This is a genomic window from Microbacterium resistens (assembly GCF_031456305.1).
Classification (GTDB): Bacteria; Actinomycetota; Actinomycetes; order Actinomycetales; family Microbacteriaceae; genus Microbacterium; species Microbacterium resistens_A.
In genome coordinates, this window is sequence record NZ_JAVDUM010000002.1 from 271901 (window position 1) to 287764 (window position 15864).

Below are 15864 nucleotides of genomic sequence, written 5' to 3' on the forward strand. Positions count from 1 at the left end.
AGCGCGAGCGCGATGGTGGATCAGGAAAACGCAGCGTGGGTCAGGGAACCGCAGCGTGGGTCAGGAAACCGCAGCGCGGTGGTCCGACTGGTATCGTGTGGCTATCACTGTGGGGCGGGAGAGCGGCGATGAAGAAGAGGCACGAGCGCTATCTGATCGGCGCTCTCAGTGCGGCGTTGATCGCGGGTGGTCTTGTGGCGGCGTCGGGCGCGTATGCCGCCGATGACCCCGTACCTGCCTCTCCTGCTCCTGAGGTCTTGTCGAAGGCTGTGCATCGGGCCCAGGCTGTCCCGGAGAACGTCGATCCGCAGAGGCTGAACACGCTTGCGCAGGAGCTCTCCGAGGCCGGCGCGGATGCGCGGGTCGCCCTCGGGGTCGAGACGATCAACAGCGTGGAGGTGCATGCCACGGCGGACGGGCTGACGGTGTTCACATCGGACACGCTCAGCGCTGGCGACAAGGCTCGGATCCTGCTGATCGACGGCATACCGGTGCGTCTCGACGAGGGCGGTGAAGTCGTCCTTCAATCCCGGTGATGCGCTGAGGAGACGTCAGTGCTCCGGTCTGCGGGGCGGTGATATCCAGCATCGCCTCGTGCTCGATCGATCCGGACTCCAGAAAGTCTCTGGCTATGGTGAGATCCTGTCGGGCGACCGAGGCGCGGATCGTCTGCTCCCGGGTGATCAGATCGCGAAGAAGGAGCGGGAACGGCTCCTGTGTCATCGAGACCGTCAGCACCGTCCCCCGAGTCGGAGTGCGGCGAGGGCGGTCCGGAATCCGCCCGGGCTCCCAGAGGTGTCGACTTAGAGGTCGGGCGGAGCTGGTCAGACTGGCATCGTGTGGCTATCACTGTGATGCGGTAGAGCGGCGATGAGGGATAGGCGCGGAGCGCTATCTCACCGGCATTCTCGGGACAGCGCTTATCGCGGGCGGTCTTGTGGCGGGGCGGGTACGCATGCCGCCAATGACCCCGTTCCTGTCTCCTCTGCCCCGAGAGCTTGTACGCATGATCGGGCAGACCAATGCGGCCCGCAGGATGCACTTGAAGGGGGCGAGTTGCCGAAGTGGAGCATCTTGCTCACATCTTGTGCTGGCGCCTGCAGACAGCACAGGTGCCTGACATCGACCTGCGCGATTACCGTGACCGCGAGCGCGCAGAGGATGGCGCGACCGAGGTTATGCGTTTCACAAGGGTGAGTTGAGGACAAGCAAGTTAGCGTCCTTGATTGCTTCTGGTGGCAGAAGAATACTCGCGGTATCGCCAAGGGTGGCAGAAGAATACTCGCGGTATCGCCAAGCGCGGCGAATCAGGTCGTCGAGCTCTCAGCGTGGCCGCTGTTCTGGCCGCTGTTGGAACTGCAGGGATCGGGCTGTCTAGCGTCGCAACAGCGGAGGACGTCCCATCCGCTGACGACTACGGACTGCAAGCGCTCACCACATCGGAACGAGCGGCACTGCCATCACAGTTCACCGCTAGACGCGCGCCACCACGAGGTACTTCCCCACCAGTTCAGACCCGTCCGGTGTCGGAGAGGCGACGTCCCCACTGCTCAGCGTTGCCCGAGTGCCCGTGAGTTCTCCGGTGATGGGGAGAGTCTCACTGCATGAGCGACTGAAGTCATTTGTCTTCACGATCACCAAGCAGAACTTCTCCGCCTGACTTTCCCCCCATCGCCCGACGTAGTAGGACACTCCAGACGAATCCTCTCCCAAGAGGCGCAGCGAATCCTTGACAGGGGCTTCCCAGTCGCTGCCCACCGATGAGGGAAGGGCTGCTTGCGGAACATCTCCAAACGGTTCCGAAGCTGAACAGGACGCCAGCGCCGCGAGCGACGCGACCGCAATGCTGAGACCTACGATCTTCGACACCTTCGTCATGATCCGCCCTTTCGTCCCGTGAGGGATATCTCCATGATCTGCAACACCCGTAACACGAGAAGCAGAATTGACGACCTGACCCAATGCGCACCACCGGATCCAGACAGAATCTCTGAGCGCCGACTCGGATTCAGCCCGCTCTTCGACTGTGCGCCCTAGAACCGTTGCTGTCTGTAGGTCGTTTGGGGGACGGGAACACGGTGTGTGCGGTCAAGGAGCCGAGGCCGGTGCGGACGCGCCTGTACCGGCGACGTCGACGATGGTCCTGAGCGTGGACCTGCGGGGACCCGGGGCGCGCAAGGCCGCGGCCAGCTCCTCGTCCAGGGGGACGACGTCGTCCAGCATCGCCTCGTACTCGATCGAACCGGATTCCAGATGGTGCGGGGCTGAGGCGGAGGGTGGACGCCGATCTGCGCTGAGCCGCGGAATCACGCGGTTCCCGGCGTCACCAGCGCCTATGACTTTCTACATAGGCGGTCACCCGCATGTCGTCCGTGTTTCCGGCCCGTGTGCATCACCTGGCTCTTGTGCCCATCGGCGGTCGGGAGCCGAGTGCGAGGCGTACGCTCGCGAACATGCACTGCTCTTCGACATAGGAGGGCGGGCTGAGATCAGCGGAGGTGACGAGATGGAATTTCTGACGACATCGCAGGACGTGGAGGAGATCGACGAGGTGTTCGTCGTACGACCGCCCCAGGCGGCGATCGCCTCGCGAAAACCCGGCGCCTACGAGCTGCACCTCTATCGGCAGGGGGCGCAGCGCCCGGACAGTGTCGCTGCGCTCACGGTCCACGACGCGCAGGGGTCTCTCGACGTCGCGCGGGCTGTCGAAGGCGCCCTGCGAACCAGCGGGCTTCGGCTCGCGGAGCCGCTCGCGTTCGTCCGTGGCGTCTACTACCGCGCGGCGGTCACGACCGTTCCTTGAGACGCGCGGCACGCCTGCGGACGATCAATCGGAGCAAGACCGTCAGCACGGGGAAAGCGATCAGAGCGATGGCTGCGGCGTCTGCGGTGAAGGCGAGCCAGTCGTAGCTCGTCGGGATCTCAGGCCCGTACTTGTACGAGACGAAGCCGATCGTGACGGGAAAGTCCATGTAGCCGGTGCCGGAGTGATCCTGTGCGACCCAGGGGAGCGGCCAACCGAAGCTGACGTCGTGGAGTCCCGCCTCCGTGGAGACGGAGGCGGGAACCGTGTTGAGCACGTACGAGTTGGCGACTGCTCCGGCGGCGACGCTCAGGAATGCGAGGGGGAGGTGATCCCGCCACGGCCGTCTCCGTCCGCCCATCGCTGCCCGTCCGGACGGGGCGGGGCGAAGGGGGCTGCTCGTCATGTGGCCGGTCGGTTCTCGACGACGGTGCGCATCGGCGTCTGCCGAGCGGCGACGAGCCGGTCGACGGCGTCGAGCAGGCGTTCCGCGCCCGGGTGCTCGACCTCGATCGGATCGTGCACGACCATGCTCATCGCGGCCATCGTGAGAGCGACCGCGGCCTCGGCGTCAGCGGTGTCGGTCCGCTCCTCGGCGAGGGTGACGTACTGCCCGCGGACGGCTCCCATCCACTGCGCGAAGGCCGGCAGCAGCTCGGGGCGACGCATTAGGAGCTCCTTCATGCGCCGCCGCTCGGTGCCGTAGTCCATCGAGGAGCCGATCAGCTCGCACAGCGCGGGGACGAGGTCCCCCTGAGCCGCGTGGAATACGGCGGAGCCCTCCTCCGACACCACGGACTCCGGCAGGTTCAGTGCCGCCGCCGACTTCGAGGGGAAGTAGTTGAAGAAGGTGCGCGGTGAGATGTCCACCGCCTCGCAGATCTGCTCCACGGTGGTGCCGTCCAGGCCCTGCTGCTCGACGAAGCGCAGGGCCGCCTCGTGGATCGCCCGCCGGGTGAGCGTCTTCTTGCGCTCGCGGCGTCCTTCATTGCGGCCAGGGCGAGGGGGATCGTCCGGCTCGATGCTGCTCATCGGTCTCCTCTGGGGTGTCGGGGCGGGCGCACCCGCCCCGACACCGGTTTAGGCCTGCTGGGTACGGATCGTACCGGTCTCGCTGATGCCCGCGCTGTCCGCCTGCTCCTGGAGCGCCGAGGTGCGGCGCAGCGGCGGAACCTTGAAGAACCAGCTCAGGACGAAGGCGATCAGGATCACGCCGAAGCCGATCCAGTAGATCGTCGTCGCCGACGAGGTGAATCCGAGCATGAACGGCTTGGACAGCCTGGTGTCGGCGCCGGTGAGGAAGGACGTGTCGCTCGTCGCATCGCTGGAGACGCCCGAGCTCTGCGAATCGCCGTCCTGGACCTGCTTGGTCAGCTCCGGCGCGAGCTGATCGACCCAGGAGGAGCGCTGCGCCTCATCGGACCAGTCGACCCGCACCGCGCCGTCGACGACGCTCGCATGCGCCTTGTCGGCGACGGCCTGGAGCGCCGCGGCCTCGGCGGCGGGCGTCGCCGCCGCCACCTGCTGATCGATCACGGTCTGTGCTGCCGCCGCAGGGATCGTTCCCGCGGAGACCTGAGTCTGCACGGCGGAGGTGACCTTCTCGGTCACAGCCTGGGCGGCGGCGGTCTTGGCCTGCGCCGTCCCGTCGTCGAGCTGCTTCTGGATGTTCGACTGGATGGGCTCCACGACCGGGTTCCAGAGCTGCTTCATGATCGCGGTGTTCGCCGGCGCCTCGGCGACGGCCGGGTCGAGCGCTGCGTCGAGCGCCGCGGTCAGCGTGGGCTTGTCGGCCATGCTGTGCACGATGTTCGTCGGCAGCACGGTGAAGAGGACGGACAGCATGATCGCCGTGCCCAGGGTTCCACCGATCTGACGGAAGAAGGTCGCAGCGCTCGACGCAACGCCCATCTCGGTGGGAGCCACCGAGTTCTGGCTGGCCAGGACCAGCGTCTGCATGAGCTGGCCGAGGCCGAGGCCGACGACGAACATCCCGATCATCATGAACCACAGCGGCTTGTCGAGGGTCATGAAGGTAAGGATCAGGAAGCCGACCGCGGTGAGCAGGGTTCCGGTGACGGGGAAGATCCGGTAGTGGCCGGTCCGTGCGGTGATCGTTCCCGACCCCATGGCGGCGATCATGAGACCGATCACCATCGGGATCGATGCGAAGCCGGACTCGGTCGGACTGAGGCCGACGACGATCTGCAGGTAGAGCGGGATGGTCATCATCGCGCCGAACATGCCGAAGCCGACGAGCACGCCGATGACCGTCGCCATCGAGAAGGTGCCGGAGCGGAAGAGCTTGATCGGGATGATCGCATCGTCCTTCATGGCGATCTCGATCAGCACGAAGGCCACCGCGCCGACCGCGCCGATCACATAGCAGGAGATGGCGGCGACGGAGGTCCAGCCCCAGATGCGTCCCTGCTCAGCCACGAGCAGCAGGGGGACGAGGGCGACGATCACGGCCGTCGCGCCCCACCAGTCGATCCGGGGGTTCTGATGCTTGGCGACCTTCGGCAGGTGCAGGAAGACGATCACCATCGCGAGGGCGATGAGGCCGACGGGGACGTTGATCAGGAAGACCCAGCGCCAGCCCTCGATCCAGAGGATCTGATCAGCGCCCGCGAACAGACCGCCCACGAGCGGGCCGATGACCGTGGAGACGCCGAAGACGGCGAAGAAGTAGCCCTGGTACTTCGCGCGCTCACGCGGCGCCAGGATGTCTCCCATGATCGCCAGGGGCAGCGACATCAGTGCGCCCGCACCGATGCCCTGGAAGGCGCGGAAGCCGGCGAGCATCAGCATCGAGGTCGAGAAGGTCGACAGGAGCGATCCGAGGATGAACACCGTGATGCCGAAGAGGAAGAGCGGTCGGCGGCCGAAGATGTCGGACAGCTTCCCGTAGATCGGCACGGTGATCGTGGAGGTGATCAGGTACGCCGTGGTCACCCAGGCCTGCTGGTCGAGCCCGTGCAGATCGTCCCCGATCGTGCGGATCGCGGTGCCGACGATCGTCTGGTCGAGCGAGGAGAGGAACATGCCGGCCATGAGGCCGTAGATGACGAAGAGGATCTGCCGATGCGTCATGATCGGCGACGATCCGCCCGAGACCGGTGCGGTCACGGGAGCGGCGGTAGCGCTGGACATTCGAGTCCTTCTGGCGGAAGCGGGCGGGCAGCGCCGATGCGCTCGTCGTCGATCTGATCGGCTCGAGCGCCGACGTTGGCGACAATGTTTTTGCAGCTCTGCAACATTACAGCGAGTGCAAGCTTGCTGATGTGCACTTTTTCTGTGAAGTCGCTGGGACCGAGCGTTCACAATGCGCAGTGGCGTGTCAAAGCCGTAGCCCTAACGTGTCGGAAAGGGCATCGTTTGGCGGATTCGATGCGGAAGAGGGGGTGGGGCGTGGAAGAGCTCGAGGTGGCGTTGCGCACGTTCGCGATGACGACGGAGCACCGTACCGATCCGGTCGTCGCCGCGCGCCTGACCCGGTTCGCGCGTCACGATGCCGCAGCGGCCCACGACGTGGCGGCGTCGCTCTCCGGAGCACAGCTCGCGGGCATGGCGATGCTGCCGGACCCGCTCCCCGTGCCGGCCTCGATCCGAGAGATCCTTGCGCCGGTTGTGGATGCGCTCGCGCCGGCATCGCGCCGGCTGCTGATCACGGCGGCGCACGCGGTGCTCGATCGCGTGGACATCCTCCTCACCGCCGCTGCGGTGGACATCTCCACCGTCTTGCGGGACGAGGTCGCCGACGTCCTGATCCTGGAGGACGGGCGGTTCCGGTTCGCCGATGAGCGTCTTCGGGCGATCCTCGTGCACGGCCTCGACGCCGCGCAGGGGCGAGAGGTGCACCGCTCGCTCGCGCGGGCGGCCGCGGAGTGCTCGGACCCGAGGGCCGCGGCCTGGCACGCCCTGGTGGGGGAGGCGAAGAACGCCCCTGTGGCCGGCGCGCTTCTCGGCCTCGCGGATCGGCTGCTCGTCTGCGGCGACCTGCGCGGCGCCTACACGGTCGCTGGGCGGATCGCCGAGCAGACCACGGGAGATGCCCACGCTGCCGCGCTGCTGATCGCCGGGCGTGCGGCGTTCGCCTCAGGCTGTCTCGACGAGGCCGATGAGCTGCTGGAGCAGGCTTCGGTGCACGGAGGGGCGGTTCAGGGGCCGCTGGCGGCGACGCTGCGGAAGAGCGTGCAGCGGCTGAACGCCGCCGAGGGGTCGGCGGAGTCCTCGATGCGCTCGATGACCTATGTTCAGGCGGTGAAGGCTGCGGCCGTCGGGATGAGCGACGCCTGGACGATGGATGCGGCGAGCCGTGTGCCGGAGCTCTGGGACCGCGACCCCGTCGAGGCCGACGCCGTCCAGGCCGGGGTCTACCTCGCGTCGATCCGGTCGCGTCCGGAGTGGCCGTGGCGCCTGAGCCCTGGTCCGCTCTCCCCGCTCATCGAGGCGTTCGTGCATGGTCAGCACATCGCGACGCAGGCGCGCCGAGGCGACGACGAGGGAGCCGCCTCGACGCTCCGCGCCGGCATCGGCCGGCTTCCGCTGGCACAGGCGGTCCGTGGCGCCGCCGCGGAGGCGATCATCGGACTGATCCGGCGGATGGACATCGGACGAGACGACTCCATCGGAACGCTTCCGGGCGCTGTCCTCTCCGCTCGTCCTCTCCTGCATCTCGAGGTGCCCCGCGTCGCGCCGTGGTCGTCGATCGCCGCGCGATGGGAGGGTGCCACGGACGCCGCCGATCCGGCATCGCCGCAGGGCGCTCCCGAGCCGCGTCTCAGCGCCCGGCAGCGTCAGATCCTCGAGCTGCTGCTGGACGGGCGCAAGAACCGGGAGGTCGGAGCACTCCTCGGGATCTCTCCGCGCACCGTCGAGGTCCACATCAGCGGGCTCCTGCGGAAGCTCGGCGTGCGCAACCGTGTCGAGCTCGTCTCGCGCACCCTTCGGCGTGCATCCGCCCCCGGCCGGATCTAGGCTCCGCTCGCGGCCCTGACCGTCTGCGCGATCCCCTCGGCGTAGGACGTCGGCTCGATGGCGAAGCGGTCCTCGAACGCTGAGGAGTCGAACAGGTAAGGGCTCTCGTACTGGTACCCCATCTCCAGGGTGTCCCGTGCGTCCGTGTTCACGAGCCCTGCCAGCCGGAGCTGGCCACGGGTGATCACTCGGGTGCGCCCGTGCGCACCGCCGGCGAGCTCGACGTAGTCGGAGCCGCGCAGCGGCGGGGCCGTCGGAAGGTGCCAGGTCCGCCTCGGCAGATCGACGGTCGTGCCGAGCACGGCCAGGGCCCGGCCGATGTCCGGGGTGAACGTCATCGAGTGGGGGAGATCGGCGTTGAAGAGCCAGCCTCCTCGTCGCCCACGACGGATCGCATCGACGGCGAAGCGGTTGAAGACGCTCGTCGAGGCGCGGGGCCCGTAGAAGTCGGCGGCGACGGCAGTGACGACGTCCGGGAACGAGGCCAGGGACTCGCGGACGTCGGCGCGCACGCGCCCCTTCCTGCTGACCGGTCGGAGCGGGGTCTCCTCGGTCATCGGGCCGTTGACGAGCCCGTAGGCGTAGACGTTGTCGAAGTAGACCAGACGTGCCCCGCTGCGCGCGGCCGCGTCCGCGGCGTTCCGCACGATGACCGGCCAGTCCCTCGCCCAGATGCGGGAGGAGTACGGCAGGCCCGCGGTGAGGTAGACGGTCTCCGCGCCCGAGACCGCGCGGAGGGTCTGGTCGGCGTCGAGAAGGTCGGCCTGGCGGAACGAACCGGAGTCCGTGGCGGGTGGACGACGTCCGACGGACACGACGTCCAGCTGGGCCTCGTGCAATGCGTGGACGGTCTCGCGCCCGATGGCGCCGTTCCCGCCGAGGACGATGTGCAGGCTCATGCCGCACCTCCAGTGATGATCCATGGGGTTCTTGAGAACAGTGAGGTCGCGTTCCGGGAGCGTACCGCCACGGCGGCGGCAGGGGCGAGGACCGTGTCGAGGAGCGCGACGTCCGCCGGGAGCTCGTCCTGCGCCTGGAACGGGTAGTCGGTCCCCAGCAGCAGATGGTCGCTGCCGAGGACGTCGGACGCTGCGCGCAGCGCAGCCGGGTTCACGTGGGTGACCGTGTCGAACCACGCTCGACGGGCGGCGGTCAGGGGGGACTCCGGGGCGTCCGGCGCCTCCCAGGGCTGCTGGGCCTGCATCCTCGGGAGCAGCATCGGAAGCGCACCGCCGAGGTGGGTGCTGACGATCCGTACCTCCGGGAAGCGCGAGAGGTGTCCGGCGAGGAGCAGGTCGGCCATGGCGATCGTGTCCTCGATCGGCGCGCCGACGGCCCAGCGCATCGGGCGTGCTGCGATCAGCGGCGACCGGGCGTCGGCGCCGACCGGATGGACCAGAACGACCGCGCCGCGCCGGTCCAGCGCCGCGAAGAGGTCGTCGAACCGCGGGTCGGTGAGCGGCGTTCCGAGGATGTCGGTGGTGAGCGCCACTCCGACGAAGCGTTCGTCGTCGAGCCGATCGAGCGCGGCGACGGCGTCGGCGACATGGGGGAGCGGCAGGGAGAGGAAGGCGCGCAGTCGGGTGGGAAACCGGTCGACGAGGCTCGCATACTCGTCGTTGACGTGGGCGGCGGTGGCGATCGCGGCCTCTCGGTCCTCGAGATGGGGGACGAGAGGTGTGGCGGAGAGCACCTGGACGTCGATCCCCGCCATGTCCATGAGCGCGAAGCGGGTGTCGAGGTCCTCCTGGCTGTCCGAGGCGGCGAGGTGCCGGTACATCTCCAGGTCGGTCACACCGGCTGCGGCGAGGAGATCCAGATACGCCACGCTCCACAGGTGCGCGTGGATGTCGACGACGAGGTCGCCCATCATCGGTCCCCCGCCCAGATCGCAGGGCGGCGGGAGCCCCAGGGGAGTCGCTCCTCGATCTCGGCGGCGACGTCGAGGAGCATCCGATCGGAGGCGGCCGGGCCCCAGAGCTGGACGCCCACGGGGATGCCGGTCTCCGGGTCGAGGCCGGCCGGCACGCTGACCGCCGGTGTGCCGGTGGCATTGACCGGGGCCGCGAGCGGGGCGGCCTCGAGCGAGCGCCGGAGCCAGGCCTCTCCGTCCTCGTCCGCCGCGCCGGCGGCGAACTCCCCGATGAGCGGGGCGGGAGCGAGCGTGGTCGGCGACAGGATCAGATCGACCTGTTCGTGTATCCGTCCGATCGAGGTGCCGACCTGGCCGAGGGTGTCGCGTGCGGCGGTCATCTCCTCGACCGTCAGACCGCGGCCGTAGAGGAGGAGGGCGAGGGTCTGCGGCTCCAGGTGCTCGCGCGGATCACGGCCGAGGACCGCCGCGAGGGCGTCGATCCACTCCGCGGTGGATGAGGCCCAGACAGCCGAGAGCGCCTGGGCGTACCGGTCCCACGGGACACCCAGGTCGATGTCCTTGACGTTCACGGAGTGTCCGGCGTCGCGGAGCGCCTCGGAGACATCGGCGAGGGCACGGAGCGCGGAGGGGGAGGCGCTGCGGGCGCCGAGCGCGCCGTCGGTCACCAGCACCCGCAGAGGCCCCGGCCTCTCCGGCACGCCGGGAGCATCCGTCATCGCATCGAAGAGCGCTCGCGCGTCGCGGACGGAGCGGGTGAGGGCGAACGGGACGGCGAGTCCCTCGACCGGCTCGGGATCCGGTGACCAGGACACGGCGCCCCTCGTCGGCTTGAGTCCGACCAGCCCGGTGAAGGCGGCGGGGACCCGGATGGACCCGGCGGCATCGGTCGCATGGGCGATCGGCACCACCCCGGCGGCGACGGCCGCGGCGCTCCCACCGCTGGAACCGCCGGCGGAGCGCCCCGACGCGTAGGGATTGCGCGTGGCGCCGGTGGCCGAGGACTCCGTGACCACGGCTGCGGCGAACTCCGGGATCGTGGTCCGGCCGATCGCGACGAGACCGGCGCTCCGGAAGCGATCGGCGAGGTCCGCCCGGTGATCGGCCACGAGGCCGGCGGTGAGCCGGGAGCCGAGCTCGATCCTCCGCCCCGGGATCGGGGCACCCATGTCCTTGAGGAGCATCGGAACCCCGGCGAACGGTGCCGAGCCGAGGGGAGGCTCGGGGTCCGGCCAGAGCTCGATGATCGCATTGAGCTCCGGATCGACGGCAGCGGCGGCGGTGGCGGCGAGGGACTGCAGCTCCTCTGTCGTCGTCTCGCCGCGGGCGACCGCCTCGGACAACGCGGTCGCGTCGAGGGAGGCGTACTCGGAGAGGTTCATCGTGCATCCTTTCGGTAGGCGGACCAGAAGACCGACACGGCCCCGGCGACCACGTCGGGCAGTTCGGCGGCGTCGAACTCGTCCGGGCGGAAGGTGGCGACCAACTGCGAGGCGCCGACGCCCATCGCGACGAGCTGGCGGAGGGGGAGGTCATTCGCCGGGAGGGTGAGCAGCCCGTCGTCGGCCATCGCCGAGAGGGCGATGTCCAGGGGGCGGTCGCCGTACACCGCGTTGGTTCGTGCCCAGAGCAGGGCCAGCTGCGGGAACCGTTCCGCCTCGCCGATGACCGTCCGGCGCAGCGAGATCGTTCCCGGGGACAGGAGCCGATCCGCCCAGGCGAGGAGGAAGACGCGGAGCGAGGCCGTGGCGGAGGCTGCGTCGTGCCACTCGGGGACTTCGGGAAGACCGGCGTATGCGGAGATCAGGGCGTTGCCCACAGCGTCGAGGAAGAGGCGTTCCTTGCTCTCGGCGTAGGCGTAGATCGTGGGTTTCGAGACCCCCGAGACTCGGGCGATCTCGTCGACGGATCCACCGAGGTACCCGTGCCGCTGGAACTCCGCGACGGCCGCGGCGCGAACGGCTTCCAGCCGTCCTGCCGAGCGGGCGGGGACGCCGTCGATCCGGGGAAGGCCGCATTCCTCGAGGAGGCCTCGTTCGATCGATGGTGAGTTGCTCATGAAGTTCTTAACTCATGAGTAAAGTTTCTATTCCCGCCGTTCCGGATCCTTTTCGGACGGACGGATCGGCTCAGCCGCCGAACAGGAGGGTGAGGAGGGTCCAGCCTCCGTAGCCCGCGAGAGCGAGTGTTCCCGTGCCGGCGATCACGATGCCGGTGACGAGGGTCGCCCGTCGAGGACGCGTCGCTCGGCGCAGCCGCTGCTCTTCGCGGCGTCGCACCAGCTCGGCGGTGCTGTCCGCCGTCTCCACGGCCCGCGGGCTCTGCAGCGACGAGAGCGGGAGGGGCGACCCGGTCCACCGCTCGACGCTCCAGGCCGTCGCCCTCGCGGTCCGGGTGCGGAGGGCATCGCCCCATCCGCTCGGACGATCCCCGGTCTGCGGGGGCGGAGCCGCGGCGAGCCTCCTGGCGGTCTCCTGGACGCTCCGGGCGTCACGGATGCCGGCCTGTGCGATGTCCGCGGCCAGCGTGCGCATCCGGCGACTCGCGCGCCGACGGAACCCGGGCTCGTCGGCGGAGGCCTGGAGCCGGTGCATCCCCATCCGCACCTCGACGAGGACGGCGTGGGCGTGGGCGAGATAGCGCGCCGCCTGCGGGCGCCCCTCCAACGACAGGAAGGCCGCGTCCTCGCCGAGCTGGTCCACCGCGCCGTCGAAGGCGGCGATCGCACGCCCCTGCTCCTCTTCGGGGAGACTCGCCTCCGGACGGCTCATACGGCATGCACCTCGTCCTCGTCTCGGAAGGACCGTTCGCTCATCGACGGATCGCCGGGTGCGCCGTCCCCGCCAGTCTAAGAGGAGGCGCGTGCCGGTGGGCTCAGCGGACGCGGCGGTCCTGGGCGAGGGCGATCAGCCGTTCCAGCACGGGCCCGGAGCGCAGGCCGTTGTGCTCGTGCTCGCTGGTGACCCAGAGCTTCAGCTCCGGCATCAGCCGGGCGGTCTCCAGGGAGAACTCCAGCGGGACGTAGACGTCGTTGACGTACACGGCCGCCGCTCCCCGAGCCCCGGACGCGGCGATCGCCTCGGCGTCGTAGATCCGCGGCCAGACGAACTCGGCCAGTTCCAGAGCGACCTCGCGCCAGGGCCGGAACGCCGGAACGGTCTCGGTCCATTCCCGGCGGATGTGCTCACCGGTGAAGAGGGAGACGTCCTCGACGAAGTCGGCCGGCTCGACCCGCTCGGCGGACCATCGCGTCGCATGTCCGCTGGCATAGCTGGACTCGTGGAACACGAAGTAGAGCGGATTGCGGCCGTCGAAGGGCATCGCGTGCATCAGATCATGGCGGAACGCATTCGATCCCGGGTCGCGTTCGAGCAGGGACCAGACGGTCTGCCACCCGTCGTCCGTCCCCAGCGCCGAGCCGACGGAGCGGAGCCGTGACGGCGAGACCACCTCGCCGTCGGGAAGCACGATCCGCCCCGCGGCGGCGAGATCCGCCAGGCGCCGCATCCGGTCGCGGTGCTCCGGGAAACGGCGGTAGTACCGCTCTGAGGCCTCGCGCATCTTGTCGTAGCAGAGCGCGTAGACCTCGTCCGGAGAGCGGTCGACGGTGCTGAGCCCGCCGGTGATGAATGCGTGGTCGAGGGAATCCGGGAAAGCGGTGAGGTAGGCGAGGGTCGTGAACCCGCCGAAGGACTGCCCCAGCAGGTTCCAGCGGGGCACGCCGAGGTGCTCGCGCAGTGCCTCGGCATCGCGCACGATGGCGTCGGCGCGGAGATGCGTCAGGTACTCGGCGACGGCGGTCGCGCCCTGAGCGAGGTCGGCATCCCCGATCGGAGTGGAGAGGCCGGTCCCGCGCTGATCGAGCATCACGACCCGATAGTGCGCGAGCGCCGCGTCGAGCCAGACGGGGCCCGAGGGGGAGTGGAACGGTCGAGGGGCCTCATGCCCCGGTCCGCCCTGGAGGAAGACGAGGTAGGGCAGATCCTCGCCGCCCTCCCGGGTGACGACCGCGGCGAACACGTCGATGGTGCGCGGGTCGGACGGATCGGACCAGACGAGCGGCACCGTGAGAGTGTGCTCGTCGACGGTGAGGTCCTGCATGCGGCGGGTGCGGGTGGTCGCGGTCGTCATCACATCACGTTCCCTATGTAGGAGTACTTCACGAAGACCTCGGCGGCCAGGCCCGATTCCTCGAGCAGCCCCTGGACGGCGCCCATCATGTACTTCGAGTCCCAGCCCATGTAGAGGAAATGGTGCTCATCGAGCTCGTCCCACTGCCCGTTCCAGGCCTTCTCGTCGTAGATCGGCCCGCCGCGGCGGGCGCTGTAGGCGAGCACGGCGTCGCGGGTGTCTGTCCATCCGCGACGGAAGACGCGGTTGAACAGGTATTTGACGTCGTACACCTCCCAGTGCTCGCCGCGGTACTCGACGTACTCGAACTCGCGGTCCCAGCCCTGCGGCCAGCCGCGACGCCGGACCGCGTCCAGGATCGGGGTCAGCCCGTCGTCGTCGATCTCGGTGACCGCGGGGCGCTTCCAGACCGCGATGAACGCGTCCGTGAGCTGCGAGGTGCGCTCCGAGACCGCTGCTGTGCCCCATGTCTCGCGGTCGGCGAGCGCCCGGGTCGCGGCGATGCGACTGCGCGCGTACGCGTCGCGCTTGTCGGGGAAGGATGCGCCGAAGACCCGCTCGGCGAGGGGCTGCTCGAGCAGCGTCAGGTTGCCGAGGGTCGTGGCGAGGGCACGGTGGCTGTTCTGCTCGTCCTCCGTGTACTCGCTCCACGGGCGCCTGCCGTCTCCCGACCAGCCGTCGTGCGGAGCGAGGGGGACGATGTGCTCGACGTCGTGGGCTGCGGCGTCCTCGACGTCTTCGATGCGCCCGAGGACATAGGCGGCGTGGGGGAGCTCACCGTACTTCAGCGCCACCCTGATGCGCTCGTCGGAGGGGGTGATCCGCGCGATCGCGCGAAGCAGGCGCTCCGGTCCCTCCGCGCGGGCGCGGCAGAGGCGCGCGATGAGCCGATCGGTCGGCACGCCGACGACGGTCCGGCGCAGGAGGAGGGACTGGACGTCCTCGAGCGTTGCGAGGAGGGCGTCCTTCCCGATGCTCCCCAGGGAGTAGTCCCGGTACGCGCTCATCACGAGCGGGTAGGTGGCGCGCCCGAAGGTGTTGACGTATCCGAGCTGACGCCGGATGTCCGGATCCGTCTCCTGCGCGGGATCGAGCAGGACGCGGTAGATGTCCGAGAACTCCCGCCACACCTGGGCCTGGGCGCGCAGCTCGTCGAGGCTGAGGCGGGGGAAGCCCTGCCGGAAAGCGCTGTACACGCCGTGCTCCCCGGCGACGGCGACCTCGCGACCGGTGGTCATGATCAGGTAGTGCCGCCAGAAGGCGCCGATCGTCTCGCCGGTGTTGCGCTCGATCGGCAGCCAGTACGACTCCTCGACGTCGAGCTGCTCGGCGTGCGAGAGTCCCATGAGCACGTAGTTGTGGATGAGCTCGTGGTCGCGCAGCGGCTCGCCGGTGGAGTTCAGGCTCTCGAAGATCTGCTGCGCGTTCGCCTCGGCGCCGAGGGTGATCGACACGTGCTCGAGCTTCTGCAGCCCCCGCCAGATGCTCGGTGCCTCCTCCGCCTGCACCTGACTGCGGAAGAAGGCGTAGTTGTCATCGAAGCGGGACTCGCGATCATCGGTCCCGCGCCGGTCGAGGACGACGGACTCGAAGAGATCGGCCCAGGCGTGGTGCGGGCGCAGCTTGGTGCGCGCGGTGTCGTCGGCCCGGACGAGCACCCGCTCGAGCTCGGCGGCCATGCCGGGGTCGACATCGCGGATCGCGTGGTGGAGGGCGGCGACCAGCAGCATCAGGGTGGTGATCCGCTGCTGCCCGTCGATGAGGATCAGGTCCGCGCCGGAACCGGCGTCGTCCTGTGCGGAGAGGATCGACCCGATGAAGTGCCGATGGGCGTCGTCCTCGCCGGCCACGGCGCGCACGTCGTTGAGCAGCTGTTCGCAGCCGCCGATGTCCCAGCGGTACTGGCGTTGGTAGACAGGGACGACGATGGCCGTTCCCGGAGCGGAGAGCCACTCGATCGTGTTGACTGCGGTCGCCTCGACGTTTGTGGCCGTGCCCATGCTGCTCTGTCGCCTCCGGAACGTTCGTCTCCTGTGTCTCCGGAGCGGGGTCCGAGTCATGCGGACCAGCGGCTGCG

15 protein-coding genes are annotated in these 15864 nt (G+C 69.1%); 3 read left to right on the forward strand and 12 right to left on the reverse strand.

Annotated features, from left to right (window positions below; genetic code table 11):
- Positions 1–128 precede the first annotated feature (128 nt).
- Entirely contained in the window at positions 129–536 is a 408-nt protein-coding gene (locus tag J2Y69_RS03365; protein WP_310017529.1) for a hypothetical protein, read from the forward strand.
- 937 nt (positions 537–1473) lie between these two features.
- On the opposite strand, the gene J2Y69_RS03370 is transcribed toward J2Y69_RS03365, so the two are convergent.
- Together J2Y69_RS03370 and J2Y69_RS03375 are read right to left on the reverse strand one after the other, a co-directional pair.
- Complete coding sequence (locus J2Y69_RS03370; protein WP_310017531.1) at positions 1474–1878, reverse strand: hypothetical protein; 405 nt, start codon at positions 1876–1878, stop codon at positions 1474–1476.
- A 210-nt stretch (positions 1879–2088) separates the two neighbouring features.
- Complete coding sequence (locus J2Y69_RS03375) at positions 2089–2223, reverse strand: hypothetical protein (protein ID WP_310017533.1); 135 nt, start codon at positions 2221–2223, stop codon at positions 2089–2091.
- 283 nt (positions 2224–2506) lie between these two features.
- Here J2Y69_RS03375 and J2Y69_RS03380 point away from each other — a divergent pair, with 283 nt between their 5' ends.
- Positions 2507–2803, forward strand: coding sequence for a hypothetical protein (locus J2Y69_RS03380; protein WP_310017536.1), 297 nt, complete (start codon positions 2507–2509; stop codon positions 2801–2803).
- Here J2Y69_RS03380 and J2Y69_RS03385 read toward each other — a convergent pair.
- From J2Y69_RS03385 to J2Y69_RS03395, 3 genes are read right to left on the reverse strand one after another with little or no spacing between them, the layout of a single operon-like run.
- The gene (locus tag J2Y69_RS03385) at positions 2787–3209 is read right to left on the reverse strand and encodes a hypothetical protein (RefSeq protein WP_310017538.1); all 423 of its coding nucleotides are present in this window, start codon (positions 3207–3209) and stop codon (positions 2787–2789) included. The genes J2Y69_RS03380 and J2Y69_RS03385 overlap by 17 nt on opposite strands.
- Positions 3206–3835 (reverse strand): TetR/AcrR family transcriptional regulator, encoded by a 630-nt coding sequence (locus J2Y69_RS03390; protein WP_310017540.1) that lies wholly within the window; start codon positions 3833–3835, stop codon positions 3206–3208. The genes J2Y69_RS03385 and J2Y69_RS03390 overlap by 4 nt, the downstream gene beginning before the upstream one ends.
- 48 nt (positions 3836–3883) lie before the next feature.
- A complete protein-coding gene (locus J2Y69_RS03395; protein ID WP_310017542.1) occupies positions 3884–5956 on the reverse strand; it encodes an MDR family MFS transporter in 2073 nt (690 codons plus the stop codon).
- Positions 5957–6214: 258 nt separating this feature from the next.
- On the opposite strand from J2Y69_RS03395, the gene J2Y69_RS03400 reads away from it, so the two are divergent.
- Positions 6215–7783 carry a helix-turn-helix transcriptional regulator gene (locus tag J2Y69_RS03400; RefSeq protein ID WP_310017544.1) on the forward strand — a complete coding sequence of 523 codons (1569 nt, stop codon included), beginning with the start codon at positions 6215–6217 and terminating at the stop codon, positions 7781–7783.
- Here the strand turns inward: J2Y69_RS03400 and J2Y69_RS03405 are convergent.
- The 7 genes from J2Y69_RS03405 to J2Y69_RS03435 all read right to left on the reverse strand — a co-directional run bounded on the left by J2Y69_RS03405 (position 7780) and on the right by J2Y69_RS03435 (position 15787).
- On the reverse strand, positions 7780–8682 hold the full coding sequence (locus tag J2Y69_RS03405) for an NAD-dependent epimerase/dehydratase family protein (protein ID WP_310017546.1): 903 nt from the start codon (positions 8680–8682) through the stop codon (positions 7780–7782). The two genes, J2Y69_RS03400 and J2Y69_RS03405, sit on opposite strands and share 4 nt — an antisense overlap.
- The gene (locus J2Y69_RS03410) at positions 8679–9656 is read right to left on the reverse strand and encodes an amidohydrolase family protein (RefSeq protein WP_310017548.1); all 978 of its coding nucleotides are present in this window, start codon (positions 9654–9656) and stop codon (positions 8679–8681) included. The genes J2Y69_RS03405 and J2Y69_RS03410 overlap by 4 nt, the downstream gene beginning before the upstream one ends.
- Positions 9653–11038: an amidase gene (locus J2Y69_RS03415; RefSeq protein WP_310017549.1), complete on the reverse strand. Its 1386-nt coding sequence runs from the start codon at positions 11036–11038 to the stop codon at positions 9653–9655. Before J2Y69_RS03415 ends, J2Y69_RS03410 begins: the two co-directional genes overlap by 4 nt.
- A complete protein-coding gene (locus J2Y69_RS03420; protein WP_310017551.1) occupies positions 11035–11715 on the reverse strand; it encodes a TetR/AcrR family transcriptional regulator in 681 nt (226 codons plus the stop codon). Before J2Y69_RS03420 ends, J2Y69_RS03415 begins: the two co-directional genes overlap by 4 nt.
- 70 nt (positions 11716–11785) lie before the next feature.
- The gene (locus J2Y69_RS03425; protein ID WP_310017553.1) at positions 11786–12427 is read right to left on the reverse strand and encodes a hypothetical protein; all 642 of its coding nucleotides are present in this window, start codon (positions 12425–12427) and stop codon (positions 11786–11788) included.
- Between the two features lie 103 nt (positions 12428–12530).
- Positions 12531–13787, reverse strand: a complete 1257-nt coding sequence (locus J2Y69_RS03430) for an alpha/beta fold hydrolase (protein WP_310017555.1) — start codon at positions 13785–13787, stop codon at positions 12531–12533.
- Positions 13787–15787 carry a DUF262 domain-containing protein gene (locus J2Y69_RS03435; protein WP_310017557.1) on the reverse strand — a complete coding sequence of 667 codons (2001 nt, stop codon included), beginning with the start codon at positions 15785–15787 and terminating at the stop codon, positions 13787–13789. Before J2Y69_RS03435 ends, J2Y69_RS03430 begins: the two co-directional genes overlap by 1 nt.
- Positions 15788–15864 lie beyond the last annotated feature (77 nt).